At 62.9% G+C, this 21,913-nt stretch carries 15 protein-coding genes; 5 read left to right on the plus strand and 10 right to left on the minus strand.

Annotation, left to right across the window (positions count from 1 at the left end; all coding sequences use genetic code 11):
- Window positions 1–5: 5 nt before the first annotated feature.
- From murJ to QZ564_RS06470, 6 genes are all read right to left on the minus strand, one after another.
- Complete coding sequence (gene murJ / locus QZ564_RS06445; protein WP_297106519.1) at window positions 6–1,565, minus strand: murein biosynthesis integral membrane protein MurJ; 1,560 nt, start codon at window positions 1,563–1,565, stop codon at window positions 6–8.
- A gap of 182 nt (window positions 1,566–1,747) precedes the next feature.
- Window positions 1,748–4,558, minus strand: a complete 2,811-nt coding sequence (locus QZ564_RS06450) for a [protein-PII] uridylyltransferase (protein WP_297106522.1) — start codon at window positions 4,556–4,558, stop codon at window positions 1,748–1,750.
- A complete protein-coding gene (gene mutS, locus QZ564_RS06455) occupies window positions 4,539–7,250 on the minus strand; it encodes a DNA mismatch repair protein MutS (RefSeq protein WP_297106525.1) in 2,712 nt (903 codons plus the stop codon). The genes QZ564_RS06450 and mutS overlap by 20 nt, the downstream gene beginning before the upstream one ends.
- 104 nt (window positions 7,251–7,354) lie before the next feature.
- Window positions 7,355–8,170 (minus strand): DUF2189 domain-containing protein, encoded by an 816-nt coding sequence (locus tag QZ564_RS06460; protein WP_297106529.1) that lies wholly within the window; start codon window positions 8,168–8,170, stop codon window positions 7,355–7,357.
- A 139-nt stretch (window positions 8,171–8,309) separates the two neighbouring features.
- The gene (locus QZ564_RS06465; RefSeq protein WP_297106532.1) at window positions 8,310–9,581 is read right to left on the minus strand and encodes an O-acetylhomoserine aminocarboxypropyltransferase/cysteine synthase family protein; all 1,272 of its coding nucleotides are present in this window, start codon (window positions 9,579–9,581) and stop codon (window positions 8,310–8,312) included.
- Between the two features lie 110 nt (window positions 9,582–9,691).
- Window positions 9,692–11,314, minus strand: coding sequence for a glycoside hydrolase family 43 protein (locus QZ564_RS06470; protein ID WP_297106535.1), 1,623 nt, complete (start codon window positions 11,312–11,314; stop codon window positions 9,692–9,694).
- 170 nt (window positions 11,315–11,484) lie between these two features.
- Between QZ564_RS06470 and QZ564_RS06475 the strand changes: the two genes are divergently transcribed.
- On the plus strand, window positions 11,485–12,561 hold the full coding sequence (locus QZ564_RS06475; RefSeq protein WP_297106538.1) for a PAS domain-containing protein: 1,077 nt from the start codon (window positions 11,485–11,487) through the stop codon (window positions 12,559–12,561).
- A gap of 40 nt (window positions 12,562–12,601) precedes the next feature.
- On the opposite strand, the gene xylA is transcribed toward QZ564_RS06475, so the two are convergent.
- The 3 genes from xylA to QZ564_RS06490 all read right to left on the minus strand — a co-directional run bounded on the left by xylA (window position 12,602) and on the right by QZ564_RS06490 (window position 16,663).
- Window positions 12,602–13,909: a xylose isomerase gene (gene xylA / locus QZ564_RS06480; protein ID WP_297106542.1), complete on the minus strand. Its 1,308-nt coding sequence runs from the start codon at window positions 13,907–13,909 to the stop codon at window positions 12,602–12,604.
- Window positions 13,906–15,369, minus strand: coding sequence for a xylulokinase (gene xylB / locus QZ564_RS06485; protein WP_297106544.1), 1,464 nt, complete (start codon window positions 15,367–15,369; stop codon window positions 13,906–13,908). Before xylB ends, xylA begins: the two co-directional genes overlap by 4 nt.
- Before the next feature lie 250 nt (window positions 15,370–15,619).
- Window positions 15,620–16,663: a LacI family DNA-binding transcriptional regulator gene (locus QZ564_RS06490; RefSeq protein ID WP_297106547.1), complete on the minus strand. Its 1,044-nt coding sequence runs from the start codon at window positions 16,661–16,663 to the stop codon at window positions 15,620–15,622.
- A gap of 174 nt (window positions 16,664–16,837) precedes the next feature.
- Here QZ564_RS06490 and QZ564_RS06495 point away from each other — a divergent pair, with 174 nt between their 5' ends.
- Together QZ564_RS06495 and QZ564_RS06500 are read left to right on the plus strand one after the other, a co-directional pair.
- Window positions 16,838–17,848, plus strand: coding sequence for an aldose epimerase family protein (locus QZ564_RS06495; RefSeq protein WP_297106549.1), 1,011 nt, complete (start codon window positions 16,838–16,840; stop codon window positions 17,846–17,848).
- A 104-nt stretch (window positions 17,849–17,952) separates the two neighbouring features.
- Window positions 17,953–18,657: a YafY family protein gene (locus QZ564_RS06500; protein ID WP_297106552.1), complete on the plus strand. Its 705-nt coding sequence runs from the start codon at window positions 17,953–17,955 to the stop codon at window positions 18,655–18,657.
- Here the strand turns inward: QZ564_RS06500 and QZ564_RS06505 are convergent, their stop codons facing one another.
- On the minus strand, window positions 18,658–20,067 hold the full coding sequence (locus tag QZ564_RS06505) for a short-chain fatty acyl-CoA regulator family protein (protein WP_297106555.1): 1,410 nt from the start codon (window positions 20,065–20,067) through the stop codon (window positions 18,658–18,660). It lies immediately after the preceding gene.
- A gap of 148 nt (window positions 20,068–20,215) precedes the next feature.
- On the opposite strand from QZ564_RS06505, the gene QZ564_RS06510 reads away from it, so the two are divergent.
- Entirely contained in the window at window positions 20,216–20,443 is a 228-nt protein-coding gene (locus QZ564_RS06510; protein WP_297106558.1) for a hypothetical protein, read from the plus strand.
- Between the two features lie 124 nt (window positions 20,444–20,567).
- On the plus strand, window positions 20,568–21,863 hold the full coding sequence (gene aceA, locus QZ564_RS06515; protein ID WP_297106561.1) for an isocitrate lyase: 1,296 nt from the start codon (window positions 20,568–20,570) through the stop codon (window positions 21,861–21,863).
- Window positions 21,864–21,913: the final 50 nt, after the last annotated feature.

The raw sequence follows: 21,913 nt of genomic DNA on the forward strand, positions 1-21,913 counted from the left end.
ACCGGCTAGCGGCGCTTCAGGCGCCCCAGCAATTGTCTCAGGTTCTGCGTACCGCTGACATGGACAAGGGTGAAGTAGATCAGCACTCCAAAGCCAATCAGCGCGGCCAGCACCCCGGCCTGATGCCAGAGCGGCACGCCGGTGGCCAGATGCGCGACACCGCGATCGGCCAGGAGCCACAGCGCTCCGCCCATGACCAGGCTGATGGCTGCAATGGCCAGCTGCGCCCGCCATTGCAGCCAGGTCAACCGGAAACTCCCACGCAGCGCCAGCGTGCTGCCGAGCAGAATGACATTGATCCAGGCCGATGCCGCCGTGGCGATGGCAATGCCGACATGCTGCAGGCTTGGGAACAGCCAGAGCGAGATGGCGATATTGGCCGCGACGCTGACCCCGGCATAGATGGTCGGCGTCAGCGTGTCTTCACGGGCGAAAAACCCAGGTTGCAACACGCGAATGAGCACATAGGCCGGCAGGCCCGTCGAGAAGGCCATCAGGGCATCGGCGGTTTGCCGGGTCGCCAGGGCGTCAAAAGCACCGCGCTCGAACAGTACCCGCACGATCGGTTCGGCGAGAGCGATCAATGCGATGGCGGCCGGCATGGTCAGCAGCATGGACACGAACAGCGCCTGGTCCAGGCTGGCGCGGGCCTCGAGATCGCGGCCGCCTTTCAGGTGCCGGCTCAATTCGGGCAGGAGCACCGTGCCGATAGCGATGCCGATAATGCCGAGCGGCAGCTGGTAGAGCCGGTCGGCATAGGACAGGACGGAAATGGCGTTGTCGGCGCCCGAGGCGATGATGGTGCCCACGAAAATATTGATCTGGGTGATTCCACCGGCGAGGATTGCCGGCACGGCGAGCATCCAGAACCGGCGCACTTCGGGATCGAAGCGCGGCAGGCGGAACTGCGGCCGGAACCCGGTGCGTTCAATGGCCACCCAAACCAGCACCAGTTGGGCCACGCCGCCCGCCATGGTGGCAGCGGCGACCCATAGGGTAGCGTCGGCAGGCGCCTGCACCCAGAAGGAGGCCAGCGGCACCAGCATCGCGATATTGACGATATTGAGCAGCACGGGCGCAAAAGCGGCTGCGAAGAACTGTCCCAGTGTATTGAGAATGGCGCCATAGGCCGCCATCAGCGACATGCAGGCCAGGTATGGGAACATGATCCGGGTGAGCAGCACGGTCAGCTCGAACTTGGCCGGGTCGTCCACAAAGCCGGGCACGAAGGCCAGCATGATCTGTGGCATGAAGATTTCGGCCAGAATGGTCACGGCAACAAGAACCAGCACCAGCCAGCTCATGATGCGTGCGGCCAGCAATTTCGCTCCCGCCTCGCCCTGGTTTTCCAGCGCCCCGGAGAACATGGGCACGAAGGCGGTGTTGAAGGCGCCCTCGGCAAAGAGGCGCCGGAACAGGTTGGGAAAGCGGAAGGCGGCAAAGAAAGCGTCAGCCGCCGGGCCGGTGCCCAACACCGCTGCCATCAAGGCGTCGCGGACGAAGCCGGCGAGGCGGGAGAGCAGGGTGAGTGAGCCCACGGAAACGAAATTGCGGAAGAGGCTCATGGGTAGCTCACCCCCACCCTAGCTTCGCTGCGGCCATCCGGCCGAGCTGCGCTACTCTCCCCACAAGGGGGAGGGAGGCGTTGAACCCCGGCGCTTCAACCCTGCGCCTCCCTCCCCTTGATGGGGAGGGAATGAGGGTGGGGTGGGACCACGCACACCAAGTTCGCGGTTCCCACAATGCCTCACCCATTGACCACCTTCTTGTCCTGCGCCTTGTCCTCGCTGGGCCGCTTGAACACCGCCATCAGCACATCGTGGATCTTTTTTTGCCGCGATTTGACGTGGATTTTCTGGCCGGTGAGATCGGTGACGTAGAAAACGTCCACGGCCTTTTCGCCATAGGTGCCGATATGGGCTGAGCCGATGGTGAGGTTGAGATCGGAAATCTCCCGGGTCAGCGCATAGAGCAGACCGATGCGGTCGAGGCCCGACACCTCGATGACCGTGAACTTCTCCGAAATGGCATTGCTGACCGAAACCTGCGCCGGCAGGCTGAACGGCCTGAGGCGCTTGTTGTGACGGCTTTCCTTGCCCAGATCGATCAGCACCTGCCGCTTGCCCTGAAGCAATTGCTTGACGGTATCAATGATGCGGGTAGCGCGCACCTTTTCGTCCTCATCTGAGGTGAAGGAGCGTTTCAACCGGAAGGTGTCGATCGCCCTTCCGTCGCGGGTCGAGAAAATCTGCGCGCCGATGATCGAGGCATCCTGCATGGTGCAGGCACCAGCGATCAGCGAGAGCAGCCGCGGATGGTCGGGTGTATAGAAGCTGACCTCGGTAATCCCCTCAAAAGCCTTGACCCGGATGGAGCCGGCAAAGGGCTGATCGGTGCTGTCGGCACTGCGGATCATCCGGGCGTGCTCGAGCTGCAATTCGGGCTCGGCGCGCAACCAATAGTGGTCGTAGTGCCGGGCCGTATAGGCTTCGATGTCGGCCGGCGCCCAACCCGAAAGGGCTTCGGTCAAGGCCTTGCGGGCCTCGTTGACGCGATCGGACTGGCTCACCTGGCTATGCCCCCCGGAGAGCAGGGGCTCGGTGGCGAAATAAAGGGCGCGCAGCAGCGAACCTTTCCAGCCGGTCCAGGTGCCCGGTCCGACCGCCCGGATGTCGCAAGCGGTGAGGATCATCAGCAGCGCCAGGCGCTGCGGCGACTGCACCACGTCGGCAAAGCTCTTTGCGGTTTCAGGGTCCTGGATATCGCGGGCCTGGGCGATCTCGCTCATGAGCAGATGGTATTCGATCAGCCAGGAGACGGTGTCGGTTTCGGCCTCGGTCAACCCGAACCGCGGACAGAGCTTTTTCGCGATACGGGCGCCGGCAATGGAATGATCTTCCGGCCGCCCCTTGGCGATGTCGTGCAGGAACAAGGCCACATAGAGCAGGCGCGTGTCGTTGAGCTGCGGGAGGAGCTCATGGGTGAGGGGCAGTTCGTCGCGCAGCCCACCATTGGCGATCTGGGCCATGACGCCGACGGCACGGATCAGATGTTCGTCCACTGTATAATGGTGATACATGTTGAACTGCATCAGGGCGACGATCTTGCCGAAATCGGGGACGAACTTGCCCAGAACCCCGCTCTCGTTCATCTGCCGCAGAATGCGCTCGACATAGTTGGCGCTGGTCAGGATGGTGAGGAAATGCGCATTGGCCTTGGGGTCGTTGCGCAGCTTGTTGTCGATCAGCCTGAGGCTGTCGCGGATGACCTTGATGGCGTCTGGGTGGAACAGCAATTCCTCGCGACCGGCCACCATGAAGGCGCGGATGAGATTGACCGGATCCTTCTCGAACACGTCGGGCCCGGCAATATTGAGCCGCCCGGTATCGATGATGAAGGCGGTCTCGCCCTTGATCTTGGATTTGCCGGAACGGAAGGGGGCGAGCACGCGCCCGACCAGGTCCATGTCCTTGGCGTGGTGGAATTCCAGGCTCGCGCAGATGATGCGGGTGAGGTCCCCGACATCCTTGGCGACCAGAAAATAGCGCTTCATGAAGCGCTCGACGCCCAGCATGCCGAGCCGCTCGGCATAGCCCATGCGATGGGCCAGTTCGGGCTGCATGTCGAAGGTCAGTTTTTCGTCGGCGCGGCCGGTGATGAAATGCAGGTGGCACCGGACCGCCCAGAGAAAATCCTCCGCGCGCGAGAACAGACGATATTCGGCCGCCGAGAGCACACCCTTGCCCACCAGCTCCTGGCTGGTGCGGACGGAAAAGAAGTACTTGCCGATCCAGAACAGCGTGTTGAGGTCCCTCAGGCCGCCCTTACCGTCCTTGATATTGGGCTCAACCACATAGCGGGTATTGCCCATCTGCTTGTGCCGTTCATCACGCTCGGCCATCTTGGCGGCAATGAACTCGGGGCCCGTCTTGGGCATGATCTCGGATTCGAAGCGATGGGTGAGCTGGTCATAGAGCCCCTTGTCGCCGGTGAGAAACCGCGCTTCGAGCGTTGCGGTGCGCACGGTCATGTCGGCGCGGGCCATGCGGATGCATTCGTCCACCGAACGTACGGCGTGGCCAACCTTCTGGCCGAGGTCCCAGAGCATATAGAGAATATATTCGGTGACCTGTTCGCCCCAAGGCGTTTGCTTGTAGGGCAGGATGAAGAGCAGATCGATATCCGATCCCGGCGCCAGCGTGCCACGGCCATAGCCGCCAACGGCCGACAGCGCGATGGCCTCGGCGCCGGAGGGATTGTCGACCGGATAGACGCGCATGGTGGCAAAGCGGTGCACGGCGATGATGATCTCGTCCTGTGCCGCGCACAGATTCTGGGCGCAACGCGTACCCTTGCCGTTGGCAACAAGCTCGGCCTCGGCGCTTGTGCGGGCATCAGCCAGGGTCTGGCGGATATGGGCCAGCACCAGCGCACGGGCATTGGGCGAGCGGGCCGGCTCATCGCCCACAAGGGCATCGAACTCTGCCAGCAGCATATCGGCGGTCTTGAGCGCGAACTGTGCCTTTTTGGGCCGGGCCTCAGCTTCGACGAGCGTCATCGCGGATTTTCTTTAGTTGGTAGAGCGCTTCGATAGCCTTCAGGGGTGTCATCTCATCGGGACGAATGGCGTCGAGCGCTTCATGGATGGGATCCTTGCCCTTCGATGCCGGGGCCGGCTGATGGGCAAAGAGCGGCAGATCGTCTAGCACGCTGGCCTTCTGGCTGGAAGAGGCGGTACCGGCCGAGCGCTGTTCGAGTAGATCAAGAACCTGTTTGGCGCGGGCAATGACCGGTTCGGGCAGGCCCGCCAGGCGCGCCACCTGAATGCCATAGGAGCGGTCGGCGGCGCCGGGCCCCACTTCGTGCAGGAACACCACCTCGCCCTCCCATTCGCGCACCTTCATGGTGACATTGGCGACGCGAGACAGGGTTTTAGCCAGCGCGGTCAATTCGTGGAAATGCGTGGCGAAGAGGGCCCGGCAACCGGTGGTTTCATGCAAGGCTTCCACGGCGGCCCAGGCGATGGAGAGGCCATCGAAGGTGGCGGTCCCACGCCCGATCTCATCCAGAACCACCAGGGAGCGCCGGGTGGCGCGGTTGAGAATGGCGGCGGTTTCCACCATTTCGACCATGAAGGTTGATCGGCCATGGGCAATATCGTCGCTGGCGCCGACGCGCGAGAACAGCCTGTCCACCACCCCGATATGGGCGCTGTCGGCCGGCACGTAGCAACCCATCTGGGCGAGAATGGCAATCAGCGCGTTCTGCCGGAGGAAAGTCGACTTACCCCCCATATTGGGGCCCGTGACCAGCCAGAGGGCCCCGCCGCCGGCCTCTTCGCTTCCCGAGAGATCGGCATCATTGGCAACAAAACTCTGGCCCTCGGCCTTGACCATCAACTCCACGACAGGATGACGACCGCCGGAAATGGCAAAAGCAAGGCTGTTGTCGACGATCGGGCGGCAATAGCCGCGCGTGGCGGACACTTCGGCGAGAGCGGCGGTCACATCGAGCTCGGCCAAGGCATCGGCAAGTCCCTGCAACTGGCTGGTGCGCGCCAGGGTCTCCTGGCGCAACCGGGCAAAGATGGCCAGCTCGATTTCGAGCGCCGCGTCCTGCGCCCGGGCGATGCGGCCTTCCAGTTCGGCCAGCTCGGTGGTGGTAAAGCGCATGGCGTTGGCCAGCGTCTGACGATGGATGAAGCTCTCCCGAAAGGGGGCTTCGAGCAGTTTCTGGCCATGGGCAGCCGGCACCTCGACGAAATAGCCGAGCACACCATTGTGCTTGATCTTCAAGGACCGCACATCGGTCTCGTCCATCAGCCGGGCTTGGAGCGCCGCCACCACAGCGCGGGTCTCGCGGCCCAGCGCGCGTTCCTCATCGAGCTTTGCGTCATAGCCGGCGCGCACGAAGCCGCCGTCACGATTGAGCAGCGGCAACTCATCATCCAGCGCCACCGCCAATTCGCTGGCAAGCAGCTGTGGCGCGGCGCCAAGGGTTTGCGTCAGGCCATCCAGTATGCTGGGCAAGTCGGATTGTGCGCGCAGATGCTGCGCCAGCTCCAGAGCGGCACCCACAGCCTTGCCAATGGCGCTGAGATCGCGCGGGCCGCCACGCTCCAGGGCGAGGCGCGACAAGGCACGGGCCAGATCGGGCACGGATTTGAGGTCCTGGCGCAGGCGGCCCCGCAACAACGTATCCTCGACGAGCCGGGCTACAGCATCGAGCCGATCATTGATCGGCCCGGCGGCGCATAAGGGGGCGGCCAGCCGGCCCGCCAGCAGGCGGGCACCGGGCGCGGTGGCGGTCAGGTCGATGGCCTGGCGGAGCGAGCCCCGCGCCTGGCCGCGCTGGGTCTGCAGTATTTCAAGGCTTGCCCGGGTCGCAGCATCAATGGCCATGCCCGCGGCTTCATCGGTGCGGGGCGGCCGCAGCGGCGGATGGCGGCCCTTCTGGCTCTCACTGACATAGGCGACCAGCGCCCCCAAAGCCGCTCTTCCAGCACGGGAAACAATGGTGGGGTCGAACTGATCATCCGCAAAACTCTGCCGCAGGCGTGGCATGGCTGCTTCGCTGTCAACCAACTCCGGGGCGATGGCCGAAGCAATGCCCGCCCAGGACGGCGCGAATAGATGCCGCTCGACAAGGGCTGCTCGCGTCGCTTCGGTCAGCAGCAGTTCGGCCGGGGCGATGCGGGCCATCTCGTCGGCCAGCTGGGCCGCGGCCAGATCGCAGACAAAGGTCTCGCCGGTCGAAATATCGGCCCATGCCAGGGCAAAGTCGGTATCGCCATGACGCACCATAGCCAGTGCGGCCAGATAATTGGCCGAGCGGGCATCGAGATGATCGTCTTCGGTCAGCGTGCCGGGGGTCACCAGACGCACGACATCGCGCCGCACCACCGATTTGGAACCGCGCTTCTTGGCTTCGGCGGGGTCTTCCATCTGCTCGCAGATGGCCACGCGGTGACCCAGGCGGATCAGCTTGTTGAGATAATCATTGGCGGCGTGGATGGGCACGCCGCACATCTGGATATCCTCGCCCAGATGCTTGCCGCGCTTGGTGAGCACGATGCCCAAGGCGACGCTGGCGATCTCGGCGTCCTCGAAGAACAGCTCGTAGAAATCGCCCATGCGATAGAACAGCAAATAGCCGGGGTTGACCGCCTTGATCTCGAAATATTGCGCCATCATGGGCGTCAGCCCCGCAGGTGCGGGGCCGGAGGCGGCCTCGAAAGGGGTCTGGTCCATGGGCGCGGGCAGTCAGGGCTCGAAATTGATCCCGGACCTTAGGCGGTTCGCGCACAAAAACCAACCGGGTGAAACAGGTTTGCCCGGTTGGTTTTGATCGAGATTCAGGCGTCGCGGATGAGTGACACCGGCTCCACCAGCTTGCGGTAGAGATGCCAGGTGGCGTGGCCAAGAATGGGCAGTACCACGGCCAGGCCAACAAAGAGCGGCAAGGAGCCCAGGAAGATGGCGGCCCCGACAATGACGCCCCAGGCAAAGAGCGGCACACGATTATACATCACGGCCCGGAACGAGGTTTCCACGGCCACATAGGCCCCGACATCCCGATCAAGCATCAGTGGAAAGGCGATGACCGTGGTGCAGAGCACTACGAGCGCGAACAGGGCGCCAATGCCCGTGCCGACCGCCAGCAGGGTCATGCCCCCCGGCTGCGTCAATACCTGGGCAAGCAGGGCGTCCAGAGTGCGTGGGGGTGATGCGCCGAACAGGCTCTCATAAAGCGTCTGGGCGCTGGTGAGCCAAAGGGTAAACAGCACGAAAAGCATGGCGCCGACCGCCAGGATGCCGCCCAAGGCAGGAGAGCGCAACACGCTCATCGCATCCCGCCAGCTTGGATCCTCACCCCTTTCGAGCCGTCGCGACACCTCGTAGAGCGGCAGGGCGGCGATCGGGCCCACCAGGGCAAAGCCGCCGACCAGGGGATAGAGCAGCGTCCAGGCGTGCCAGCCATTCATCCAGACGGTCAGGACGATGCCGATGATGGGATAGATCAGCATCAGCAGCACATAATGGCTCGGCTTGGCCCAGAAATCGGCCGCGCCACGCCGCAGCGCCTCGCCGAGATCAGCCATTGTGATCCGCCGGATTGCCGGCAAGTCGAGCTTGTCACCGACGCCGGACATGACATGCATTCGAGCCATGGTCGTCACTCCTCCACCTGATGCGGGGGTCGCAGACTGCGTGAAGCGCATGACCGGCGCGAGACGCAGGATGCGACCGCTATGACGCCATATTAGGCCTGAAACCGGGGGCTGTCGCCCCCGGCTCGGCATTTTGTGATCAGGCCTTGGCCAGGGCCTGGTTGATGTCGGCGATGATGTCATCGACATGTTCGATGCCCACCGAAATGCGCACCAGGTCCTCGGACACGCCAGCCTTCTCGAGTTCCTCTGGCGAGAGCTGGCGGTGGGTGGTGGTGGCCGGATGGCATGCCAGCGATTTGGCATCGCCGATATTGACCAGACGAAGGATCATCTGCAGGGCGTCGATGAAGCGGGCTCCTGCCTCCTTGCCGCCCTGGATGCCGAAAGAGAGGATGCCCGACCCCGAGCCCCTGGAGATCTTCTGCGCCGTCGGGTGATAGGGGCTGTCCTCAAGACCGGCATAGTTCACCCAGGCTACCTTGGGGTGGCTTTTGAGGTGCTGCGCGACCTTGAGCGCATTGGCGCAATGGCGCTCCATGCGCAGCCCCAGGGTTTCAAGGCCCTGGAGGATCATGAAGGCATTCATAGGGGAGAGGGCCGCCCCGGTATTGCGCAGCGGCACCACGCGGGCGCGACCGATATAGGCCGCCGGGCCCAGCGCTTCGGTATAGACCACGCCGTGATAGGACGGATCAGGCTCGTTAAGGACGGGGAAGCGGGCCGCATTCGCCTTCCAGTCAAACTTGCCCGAATCCACGATAACACCGCCGATCGAAGTGCCATGACCGCCGATATATTTGGTCAGCGAGTGCACCACGATGTCGGCACCAAAATCGAAGGGCTTGGTCAGGTAAGGGGTGGCCACGGTGTTGTCGACGATCACCGGCACACCATGGCGATGGGCAATCTCGGCGATCTTTTCGATGTCCACGACATTGCCGGCCGGATTGCCAATGGATTCGAGGAAGACGGCCTTGGTGTTCTCGTCGATGGCCTTTTCGAAACCCTCGTAGTCGTCGTGATGCACCAGCCGCGTCTCGATGCCCTGGCGCGGGAAAGAGTGGACGAACAGGTTGTAGGTGCCGCCATAGAGCTGGGAAACCGAGACGATATTGTCGCCGACGCCGGCAATGGTCTGGATGGCATAGGTGATGGCCGCCATGCCCGAGGCCAGACCCAGGGCACCGATGCCGCCCTCCATCTCCGCAATCCGCGCCTCCAGAACCGCAGTCGTGGGGTTCATGATGCGGGTATAGATGTTGCCCGCCACCTTGAGATCGAACAGGTCGGCCCCGTGCTGGGTGTCATCGAAGGTGTAAGACGTTGTCTGGTAAATCGGCACGGCCGCCGCCTTGGTCGTGGCCTCCGATTCGTATCCATGATGCAGGGCGATGGATTCGAGTTTCATTATTGGCTCCCTTTGACTCGCGGCAGCCAGACTCGCCGGTCAACCCGAAAATGACAAGGCGCGGAAGAGACAAGCCGTTCTCTCCCGCGCCTTTGATTGAGACGACGATGCTATTTGAGGCTGTCGATCTCGTAGCGGTCCGAAGCATCGTGCTGCGGACGATAGAGGAAATAGTCAAAGCTGGCCGGGCTCGCCGTGCCGTTGAGGTCGCTGGCCGCCATGCCGACAAAGGCGCCGGTGAAGCTGCCATGGGCCTGGTGGCCGCCACACTCGTCCGAGAGAATGGACGCATCGAGAACCGGGCCGATAGGCTGCAGCTCCTGGCCCTCGAGGGCGTAGAAGAATTGCAGCGCCCGGCCCCGAATGGTCAATGCGAGCTTCACCTTGCCCTCATTGGGGATCTGCACCGGATCGGCGGGGAAGCGAAGATTGCCGTCGGGCCAGGAGATTTCCGAGCTCATCAGCAGGAGTTCGCGCTGCCCGTCGGAGTGGGCGGTGACGGCGAGGTAGAAAAAGTTGTAACGGCTGTAATAGGCCGTCAGACCGGCAAAGGTGCGCTCGTCGGTTGGTTTGAAATCCACCACCGTCTCGGCATCATAGGAGAAATGCTGCTGCCGCCGGGCCACCAGCGCCTGCTCGAACCAGGAGCCGATGGATTCGCGCCCGAACAGGGTGAGCTTGCCGCCCTCGGTCGAGAAGATGCGATCGGTGTCGGGGGTGCGCAGCCACTGGAAGTCGATCGGGAGGCCCTTCTCGAAGCTGTAGCGCTGTTCGGCCCAGTATCCGGCTTCGTCGCGCGTGCCGGGCACCTCGACATGGAGGGAGGGCACCGGCCCATTCTTCACATAAAGCCAGTCGTCCTCGCCCCAATAGGCTTCCTGGATAGCGGTCTCACGCCCCAGTACGCAACGCCGCTCCTGCGTCGTCGGGCGGCCGGTCAGGTGCACGAGATAGGTCTTTCCCTCTGGGGTCTCGACAATGTCGCCATGGCCGGCGCGCTGTAGGGCTGCCAGCGGCGCATCCTTGGAAGTCAGCACATATTGATCCGGATGAGTCTCATAGGGCCCATCGATCGTGCGCGAGCGGGCGAAGGTGCAGGCATGGTCATAGGCCGTCCCGCCCTCGGCGGTGAGCAGATAGTACCATCCATTGCGTTTATAGAGATGCGGACCCTCGACCAGCTTGAGGTCGGTGCCCTTGTAGATGTTCTTGATCGGGCCGACGAGCTTGCCGGCCTTGGGGTCGAATTCCTGCAAGACGATACCGGCGAACAGCAGCGGTCGATGGCGGTGGTCCCAAGTCATGTTGACGAACCACTTCCTGCCGTCGTCGTCGTGGAACAGGCTGGGATCAAAGCCCGAGGAATTGACATAGATCGGATCGGACCAGGGGCCTTCGATATCGTCCGCCCAGACGATGTAATTGTGGGCGTCCTTGAACGAGCCGTCCTTGCGCTTGACGTCGGTGTAGACAAGCCAGAACTTCTCCCCATCATGGGTGAGGCAGGGGGCCCAGACGCCGCAACTGTCCGGATCGCCGCGCATGTCGAGCTGGCTCTTGCGGGTCAAGGGCCGCGTAATCAGCTCCCAGTTGGCAAGGTCCTTCGAATGATGGATTTGCACCCCCGGAAACCACTCGAAAGTGGAGGTGGCGATGTAATAATCGTCGCCGACGCGCAGAATCGAGGGGTCGGGATTGAAGCCGGGGAGGATGGGATTGGTCAGTTGGGGCATGAAAATCTCCTGCGATGGCACGAAATCGTCGTCATCTGCGTTTTGAGGGGTTGAAAGAGACATTCCATCAGTTGCCGGCCGGGCCATCTCGTCCGGACTGATCGGGAATAGAGTGAAGCGTCACAAACCGCAGGCCGATGGTCCGAGCGGTCAGAGATGGAAAGAACGCCTTGGATCTGCATATTCGCGAGCTGAGCTACTGGAAGAACGTCAAGTCCAAGATGCGGCTGCAGCCCTTTGTGCATGCCGTGGAATCCAGCGCGGTGCCTATTGCCATTGCCGACCCGTTCGAGCCCGACTGCCCGCTGGTGTTCGTCAATGACGCCTTTCTCAAACTGACGGGCTATGGGGAAGACGAGGTGCTGGGGCGCAATTGCCGTTTCCTGCAGGGACCGGAAACGTGCGACGAGGATCGGCAGGCGCTCAAGGCGGCGCTGGCAGAGCGCCAGACCATCAGCCATGAAATTCTGAACTACAAGAAGGATGGCACTCCGTTCTGGAACGAGCTGCATATGGCGCCCATGCTCGACGATGCCGGGGAACTGCTTTACTTCATCGCCACGCAGGTCGACATCACCGAGCGGGTGAACCGGCAGACAGGCCTGCAGCAGGCGCTGGACGAGCGCACCGAGGCCCTGCGCGACCAGGCGCAACGCACCCACGACATGGCTCGCGAGATGACGCATCGGGTGCGCAATTCCCTGGCGCTGATCCAGGCCATGCTGCGCATGCAGCTCTCCAGCCTTTCGGACGACACGGCGCGCAACGCCCTGGTCGGCGCCTTGAGCCGCATTCAGGCGATCGTTGAAATCCAGCGCATCATCGAGCACGCGGAACTCGATGTGCGCATCGAGATCGGCGATATCATCGGCTCGATCTGCGACAAGCTCGACCATATCAACCGCGCCCATGTGGTGGCCTCCGCGGACAAGATCGAGATCAGCGAGGAATTGGTGACCCCGGTGGCGCTGATCGTTTCCGAGCTGGTGACCAATGCGCAAAAGCATGCCTATGGGCCCGAAGATGGTGGCATCATTGCCGTGACGGCCCGGCGCCGGCCCGGAGCGATCGAATTGTGCGTGCGCGATGACGGACGCGGTGTGCCGGAAGGTTTTGACCCAAGGACGGTGAAGGGTTTCGGCATGAAGATGCTGATGCAGGAAATTGCGCATCTGGACGCCACCCTGTCGGTGAGTCGGCTTGATAAAGGCAGCAGCTTCACCATCACCATTCCGCACCAGACCTGAGATCCCGGCCCCTCGATGAAGGGGCCGGGCCCAGCATGGCTCAGACGAACCGGTTGACCAGGTTTTCGAGATATTCCTGGCGGCCTGACCTGGGCTGCGGGTTGATGCCGTCGGCATGGACCTTGTCGGCGATCTGAGCCAGGCTCAGCTTGCCGTCCAGGATGTCCTTGCCCATGCCGGAGGTCCAGCCGGCGTAGCGGTCATCCAGCAGCTTGTCGAACTCGCCATCCTCGATCAGCGCCGCGGCCCCCTTGAGGCCACGCGCCAGGGTGTCGAGGCCCAGAATGTGCCCATGCAACAAATCGGCGGCATCGAGGGACTGACGCCGCACCTTGGCGTCAAAATTGAAGCCGCCCTTGCCCAGGCCCCCCTGCTTGAGGATGTAGTAGAAGGCCAGCGCCATTTCGCCCGGATTGTTGGGGAAGTGGTCGGTATCCCAGCCGGACTGGAGGTCGTTGCGGTTGGCATCGACCGAACCGAGCATGCCCAACGAGGATGCCACGGCCAGCTCATGCTCGAAGGAATGGCCGGCAAGGAAGGCGTGGCCCACTTCGATGTTGCACTTGACGTCTTTTTCCAGGCCATAGCGCTGCAGGAAGCCATAGACCGTGGCGACGTCGAAGTCATATTGGTGCTTGGACGGCTCCTGCGGCTTGGGCTCGATCAGGATCTGGCCATCAAAGCCAATCTTTTTGGCGTGCTCGATGACCAGCGACAGGAAGCGCGCCATCTGGTCGGCCTCGTGACCCACCTTGGTGTTGAGCAGGGTCTCATAGCCTTCACGGCCGCCCCAGAGCACATAGTTCTGCCCGCCCAGTTCATGGGTCAATTCCAGCACATTCTTCACCTGCCCGGCGGCATAGGCGAAAATCTCCGGATCGGGGTTGGTGGCGGCGCCCGCCATGTAGCGGCGGTTGGAGAAGAGGTTCGCCGTGCCCCAGAGGAGCTTCTTGCCGGTCTGGCTCATCTTCTTGGCAAAGATGTCGCCGATCTCACGGACATTCTTGTTCGATTCGGCCAACGACGCGCCTTCGGGGGCAATGTCGACATCGTGGAAGCAATAGAAAGGCACGTCGATCAGATCGAAGAATTCGAAGGCGACTTCGGCCTTGAGCTTGGCGCCGTCCATCCCCTTGTCGAACCAGGGCCGGTCGAAGGTGCGGCCGCCGAACGGGTCGCCACCTTCCTGGGCGAAGGTGTGCCAATAGGCGATGGCGGGACGGATGTGATCTTCCATCCGCTTGCCGGCGACGATCTCGTCCTTGTTGTAGTGGCGATAGGCCAGCGGATTCTTGCTGTCCGGGCCTTCATATTTGATCTGGGACAGGCCCTTGAAGAAATCGGTCACGAAATTGCCTCCTCGATGGCGGGGTAAAGGGCGCGATAGCGCGCATATTGATCAGTATAGGCGGCCGACAGCTTTTCGTCGGGCGCGATGGTGGTCTTGATGGCCGGCATGGACATGACCTCCAGGGGGTTGGCGCCGGTGGCCGCGCAGAGGCCGAGACGGGCGGCGCCCAGTGCGCCGCCAAAGTCGCCGTCCTCGGGCAGGGCAATCTCCATGCCGAGATTGGTGGCCAGCATTTGGAGCCAGAGGGCAGACTTGGAACCGCCGCCAACCGCCAGCAGGCGATTGATGGTGGTGCCGGCATCGGCCAGCACGCGCTGGCAGTCCCGCATGGCGAAGCTCACCCCTTCCATGACCGCCTGGGCCAGTTGCGCGGCGTCGGTGGACTGGCTGAGACCCGTAAAGGAGCCACGCGCGCCGGCATTATTGTGCGGTGTCCGTTCCCCAGACAGATAGGGCAGGAAGATGGCCTCGCCGGGCCCCTTGAACTGGGCTTCGGCCGCCGCGGACAGGTCAGCCTGTTTCTGCCCGGTGATGCGGCTCAGCCAGTTGAGGGAATCGGTGGCCGAGAGAATGACCCCCATCTGGTGCCAGGTGTCGGGAATGGCATGACAAAAGGCGTGCACGGCCCCGTCGGTATTGGGGCTGAAGCGCTCGTTGGAGACGAAGAGCACACCCGATGTCCCCAATGACACGAAGCCTTCGCCGGGCCGCACCGCACCGATACCGCAGGCAGCAGCGGCATTGTCGCCCGCGCCGCCGGCCACGACCACGGTGCCGCTCATGCCCCAGCGCGCCATGAGATCAGGCTTCAATTGGGCCGAGACCGCCGAGCCCTCGACCAGGCGCGGCATGTGCTCGCGCTTTAGGCCGGTGACATCCAGCAAATCGTCGGACCATTGACGTTTCTGGACGTCGAGCCAGAGCGTGCCGGCTGCGTCCGACATGTCCTCGACATGTTCACCGGTCAGTAGCAGGCGCACATAGGCCTTGGGCAGCAGCACCTTTCTGATGCGCGCAAAGATGTCCGGCTCATGCTTGCGCACCCAGGCGATCTTGGGGGCTGTGAAGCCGGGCATGGCAATGTTGCCGGCAATCTGGCGCAGGGTGGGCAGGGTCGCTTCCATCTCGGCGCATTCGGCGGCCGAACGCCCGTCATTCCACAGGATGCAGGGACGCAGAACTTCATCATTGGCGCCCAGCAACGTCGCCCCATGCATATGGCCTGACAGGCCGATGCCCTTGACCGCGGCCAATGCCGCAGCATGGCTGTGCCTGAGCTTGTCGATGGCGCCCAGAGTGGCGTCCCACCAGTCAGCAGGGTTTTGTTCCGACCAGCCTGGTTGCGGCCGCACCGGCTCGACCGCTGGCGCCGAGGCCTCGCCAATCGCCTTGCCGTTTTCGTCGATCAGCAGGGCCTTGACGCCCGAGGTGCCGATATCAATGCCAAGAAAGGTCATGAGGCACGTACCTCATTTCCACCAGCGCAAAACATGCAAACGTCCTCCCTGCCCCTTGGGCTCACGCCGATTTCAGGATCGGCGTGGTGTTTAGCGCAGATTGTCGCGCAGGAAAATCCCAATTTCAATGGGCTGTCGACCGTCTTCCTGCAAATCACGCCCGGGGAGCGATTTGAGGGAGGAAGGCATGAGAGCTTTGCTTACATGGCGCGAGCGCCATTGTTCATGCCTCAATGACATGCGCGATTTGTCAGCGCAGGTTGTCCCGCAGGAAAATTCCAATCTCGATCGGATCGGTGACCGTGACACGACTGGCATCCAGTGCCAGGGCCCGGGCAGCGGCGATGACCTCGCGGATTTCGCCGTCCGGATTTTGGTCCAGGACTACGTCGATGGCGCCGCTTCTGAGCCCGGCCCGGGTGGGACCCGTCAATTCATGGGCAATGACGCGCACTGTGCCGGAACGGCTCGATTTTTCCAGCGCCGCGACCAGGCCGCCATTGCCGGCGCCCAGATTGTAGAGACCAGCCAGATCGGGGTTCTGATCCAGCAGGGCGCTGACGATGTCGGCGGTCTCGGTGCGCTCGTCATGCCCCTCGAGGGGTCCAATGATATCGACGCGGGGAAATTCTTGGCGCAGAGCTGCAGCAAAGCCTTCCAGCCGTTCGGCGTGATCGCGCAGGTGCAGCGACCCGGCCACCACGGCCACCTTGCCGCCCTGGGGCAGGAAGCGGCCCATCAACGAGCCGGCCGTGCGTCCGGCCGCGACATTGTCGATGCCGATGAAATTGCGCCGAGCCGAGCCGGGCAGGTCCGAGACCAGTGTCATGACCGTAACACCGCGACGGTGCGCCGCCTCGATCGCCGCAAGCACTTCGGGAGCGTCGCTGGAGACAATGACTGCGCAATCGCATTCCGCCGCGCTGAGCTGATCCAGGCTGCGGGCGAGGGCGGCGGCATCGAAGGCCCTGATACGGCGCAGATCGAGATGGATGCGGTCCGCCAGTGCCAGCGGCGAGCGCCGGTGCACCGCTTCGGCCAGGCCGTCCATGAATTCATTGGTGCCGTCGGGGATGAAGAAGATGACCGAGAGGTCGCGGGCGCGCGCCATCAGCGAAGCATTGAGGTCCCGGGCAAAACCCAGCTCGGCGATCGCCTGCTCGACCTTTTCGGCGGTGGCCGCACGAACCCCAGGACGGCCATTGAGCACGCGATCCACCGTTGCCAGGGACACACCGGCGGCCCGCGCCACATCGTGGACCGTGGCCCGCCGCCTGATCGTGTCTTCGCTCAAACCTGTTCTCCTGCCATGGCCCGGTCTTCGCCTGGCCCCATCAGGGTGCGGGGCCGGCCTTGCGTCCAGCGCACAGTCCCCACACCCTGCCCAAAGGTCAAGTGTGCCGTTGCAGCCCAAGGGCAAATAGCGCTACAGCTCCGCCCCGGAACAGACGGGATGGGGGACGCCTGAATGGCAATCGCGGTTTCAACCTTCGGCGAATTCAACGGTCAGCGGGTCGATCAATTCCGATTGACCAGTGACAGCGGCGTGACGGTCGACATTATCGGCTACGGCGTGGTGGTGCGCGACTGGCGGGTGCCGGTGACAGGCGGAGAGCGATCGGTGGTGTTGGGCTTTGACGCCTTTGACGCCTATCCGGCGCATAGTCCACATTTCGGCTCGCTGGCCGGCCGGGTTGCCAATCGGATCAAAAATGCCAGTTTCACGCTGGACGGTGTGACCTATGATTTGCCGGCAAATGAGGGTTCATTGCAGCTGCACGGGGGTCCGGAAGGCCTGGGGCGCCAGGTCTGGCAGGGCCAGGCTGACAGCGCCAACAACGCCGTGCGCTTCACCCATTTCTCACCCGACGGCGCCATGGGCTATCCGGGCAATGTCAATTTCGCCGCCACCTATACGCTCAATGGCAATCGGCTGCGGCTCGAACTGACCGCCACCACTGACCGGGCAACGCCAATAAGCCTGGTGCAGCACCAGTATTTCAACCTGGGCACCGCCGACACGGTGCTTGACCATACGATCCAGGTCAATTCGTCGGCCCATACCGAGTTGGGCGCGGATCTGGCGCCGACCGGGGCCATCCTGCCATCGGCAGGGACCATTTATGACCTCAGGCAGGCCCGCACCATGCGCGACGCCAAAGGCGCACCGGTCGACTATGATATCGGCCTGGTCCTCGATAGCGGACGAAAGACTGCTGATCCGATCGCCACGGTGGTGTCGCCCGAGCGCGATCTGACGCTCAAGCTGTGGAGCGACCGTCCTGGCGTTCAGGTCTATAACGGTGTGTGGACAGACGTGTCGGTGCCCGGACTCAACGGCAAACGCTATGGCAAGCATTCCGGCTTCTGCCTTGAAGACCAGGCCCTGGCCGATGCGGTCCACAATCCGCACTTTCCCAATGTCATCTATTCGCCCGATCGGCCCTATGGCCATTGGTGCGAATTCGAGATCGCCTGACGGGTTCGGCCGGGTCACGACCAGCCCTGCTGACATGATCCGTCCGGCTGTTCCGCAATGCTCACGACCCTGTGATAGACGGGGGGGGCGGTGGAGGCCTGCTGATGGACAAGACTGAACGGCTGTTTGCAATCATGGATGCGCTTAGGCGGCATCGGCGGCCGATTACGGCCGCGGCGCTGGCCGAAGAACAGAACGTGTCGGTGCGCACGCTTTATCGCGACATCCAGACGTTGATTGGCCTGGGGGCGCCAATCGATGGTGAGGCCGGCGTTGGTTATATGCTGCGGCCAGGGTTTTTCCTGCCGCCCTTGATGTTCAGCCCGGAAGAGCTGGAAGCGCTGGTGCTGGGCGCGCGCTGGGTGGAAACCCAGCCCGATGACGGTCTGGGCGCCGCGGCCCGCAATGCACTGGCCAAGATTGCGACCGCCTCGCCCGAAGATTTGCGCGACCGCATCAGCGATACCGCGCTCTGGCCGGTGGCGCTGTGGGGTCAGCGCAGGCCGATTCCGGTTCTCGCCGATATCCGGCTGGCCATGCGGCAGGAAAAGGCCGTGACGATCGACTATGAGGACGAGCAGGGCCGCCCCACCAGCCGCACGATCTGGCCGGTGGGCCTGGCCTTTTACGAGGGCAAGCAGACCATTGCCGCCTGGTGCCTGTTGCGTCAGGATTTCCGCAATTTCCGGACTGACCGCATTGTCTGCCTGACCCTGACCGAGGAGCGCTATGGCAAGCGCCGGGCCGTGCTGGAGCGCGAATGGCGCGCCAGCTGGCAGCATGACCACCATCAGGATCGCGAAACCTAGTCAGGTCATGCGCGCGTAAAGACTTTCGGGACGAATATTCTCGTCGAGCCGGAAGCGGTGATCGGCCGGGGGGTGGGCGCGCTGGCCGCACTCCATGCGCGGGCAGATGCGGCAACCGACGCCGATGGGCACGGTCTGCAGGTCGCTGGTGAGGTCGATCCCGTCCGAATAGATCATTTCCTTGGCGTGATGGATGGCACAACCCAGGCCGATGGACAGATAGCGGCGCGGCGCGTTGTAGCGATAATCGCCCTTGGTGATGGTGCGCGCGATGCAGAAATAGCGCTGCCCGTCCGGCATCTGGCTCAGTTGCACATTGATCCGCTCGGGCGCCAGAAAGGCCGCATAGACATTCCAGCGCGGACAGGCCCCGGAATGGCGCGGAATATGAATGCCCGAAAGTGAAAAGCGCTTGGAAATATTACCGGCGATGTCGGTGCGCACCAGATGCAGCGGGATGCCGGAAGCGCCCTTGCGCTGCAGCGTGGTCATGCGGTGGCAGACCTGTTCGAAACTGGCGCCGAACCGCCGCCCAAGACGCTCGATATCATAGCGGTAGTCGCGGCAGGCCTTGAGGAATGGGCCATAGGGCATGATGAGCGCGGCGGCGAAATAGGCCGACAGCACATTGCGCGCCAGCATCGGCGCGTCACCCTCGGGCAGGTCCGCGGCCGCGATGATCGCGTCCACTTCCGCCTCTGCGGCGACCTGGCCCAGATGCTGGGCGAGCAGGAAATTGGCCGTCTCAGGCGGCAGGAGGTCGGAGACCAGCAAATGCCGGCGGGCGGGGTCAAGCTGGCGCGCAATGCCATGGGGCAGGGAGGCCAGACGCACTTCCAGTCCGAAAACATTGAACAGATAGGTGCGGATCGCGCTTTCGAAGCCATCGCCTGAATTGTCGATATCGGCCCGCACCCGTTCGGCCGCGTCCTCCAGGGCTGGAAAGTGGTTGGAATTGACCTGCAGAAAATCGGAGATGGCGTCCGTGGCCAGGTGGAACGGCTCCCCTTCCCCCTGGCTGCTTGGCGCTGGCGTTCCCGCACTGGCAAGCCGATAGCGGTCATAAAGCTTGAGCACGGCGCGCGCCGCCGCCGGATTGGCCTGGGCCAGGTCCCGGATCTCGAGATTGGTCAGGTCGCTATCGGCAAAAATGTCGTCGCCGAAGGCCTCCATCAGGTCCCCGACCAGCCGGCCCTCGTCGCCATCCACCAATTCCCCGGGTTCGACGCCGAAATAGCCGGCGATGGAGAACAGCAGCGGCACGGTGACCTTGCGGCGATTGTGCTCGATCAGGTTGAGATAGCTCGGCGAGATGCCTAGGGCCTGGGCGAGGTCCGCCTGATTGAGATGCCGCTGGCGCCGCAGGCGCTTAATGCGACCGCCAATCTGGCTTTCCGCCATTTCGACCATTTCGTCCTCCTCCGAAATTTACAGACTTTACAAATCTGCTTCCGGCAATTGACCGCCGATTTACAGGTTTACTGGCGGCTCTTCCGTTATCTCTTGCATATTCGCGCACTTTGTCAAATCTTTACATCACCAGCAGGAGGAATTGCAGATGTCCCCGATCACCGACCAACGCGACGAATACATCACCATTATTGCCCCCACCGCCAATGAAGCCATGGCGCAGTTCAAGGCGCGCGGCCTCGCTTCACAAGGCTATTCCATTGCCGGGCGTATCGGGCGTCACCAGTTCACCCTGGTGGGCGGAGAGGACGCGCAGGAGCTGTTCTCCGGCGCCGGGATGATCGCCGCCACCTTCTGCCGCAAGGTCGCTATCTAGCGACAAGGTTCCTTCTCCCCGCAAGGGGAGAGGGACAGGCACAACTCTGCTTCACGTGAATCATTGCCCCCACCGCCCCAAGCGGGCGGATCGGCACAGCTATGTCCAACCGAGGAGACACGACATGCTCGACAAGCCGCATCAACCCGAGACCTTCCCTGCACCGGACTATGCCCCCGACCGCTGGAAGACCATCGCCCGCACCTATACGCCTGCCGATGTGCACCGGCTCAGCGGTTCGCTACCGATCCGCCATTCGCTGGCCGAGAACGGCGCCAAGAAGCTCTGGCAATTGTTGCATTCGGAAGATTTTGTTCCCACGCTCGGGACCTTCACTGGCAATCAGGCGGTGCAACAGGTCAAGGCCGGTCTCAAAGCCATCTATCTCTCCGGCTGGCAGGTGGCCGCCGACGCCAATTCCTCGGGCAATATGTATCCCGATCAGTCACTCTATCCCGTTGACAGCGTGCCCTCCGTGGTTCGGCGCATCAACAAGGCGCTGCAGCGCGCCGATCAGATCCAGACCATGGAGAAGGCCGATGGCGTGACCACCACCGATCTCGATTTCTTCGTGCCCATCATCGCCGATGCCGAGGCCGGCTTTGGCGGGGCGCTCAATGTGTTCGAGCTGATGAAGGCCATGATCGAGGCGGGCGCCGCTGCTGTGCATTTCGAGGATCAGCTCGCTAGCGAAAAGAAATGCGGCCATCTGGGTGGCAAGGTGCTGGTGCCCACCAGCCAGTTCGTCCGCACGCTCAATGCCGCACGCCTCGCCGCCGACGTCATGGGCGTGCCAACCCTGATCATGGCACGCACTGATGCCGAAGCGGCGCGGCTGATCACCTCGGATATCGACGACTATGACAAGCCCTTCGTCACCGGCGAGCGCACCGCCGAAGGCTTCTATCGCCTCAAGGGCGGACTTGATTGTGCCATTGCCCGCGGGCTGGCCTATGCGCCTTATGCGGATCTGATCTGGTGCGAAACCAGCAAGCCAGACCTGGGCGAAGCGCGCAAATTCGCCGAGGCCATCCGCAAGCAATATCCCGAGCAGATGCTGGCCTATAATTGCTCACCGAGCTTCAACTGGGCCAAGCATATGGGCGAAGCCGAAATGGCCGCATTCCAGCGCGAGATCGCCGCGATGGGCTACAAGTATCAGTTCATCACCCTGGCCGGCTTCCATAATCTCAGCCTCACCACGTTCGAGTTGGCCCGCAGCTACAAGCAGGACGGCATGGCCGGCTATTCACGGCTGCAGCAGGCCGAGTTTGCTGCCGAAGCCCATGGCTTCTCGGCCGTGCGGCATCAGCGCGAGGTGGGCACCAGCTATTTTGATGCAGTGTCGATGACGGTGAGTGACGGCCAGAGCGCCACGACCGCCATGGCCGAATCCACCGAAACGGCGCAGTTCCACTAGCGATAGTCTCCCACCCATGCCGGGCGGACCGTCCGCCCGGCACCCTTGAA

Source organism: uncultured Devosia sp. (assembly GCF_913055165.1).
GTDB lineage: Bacteria > Pseudomonadota > Alphaproteobacteria > Rhizobiales > Devosiaceae > Devosia.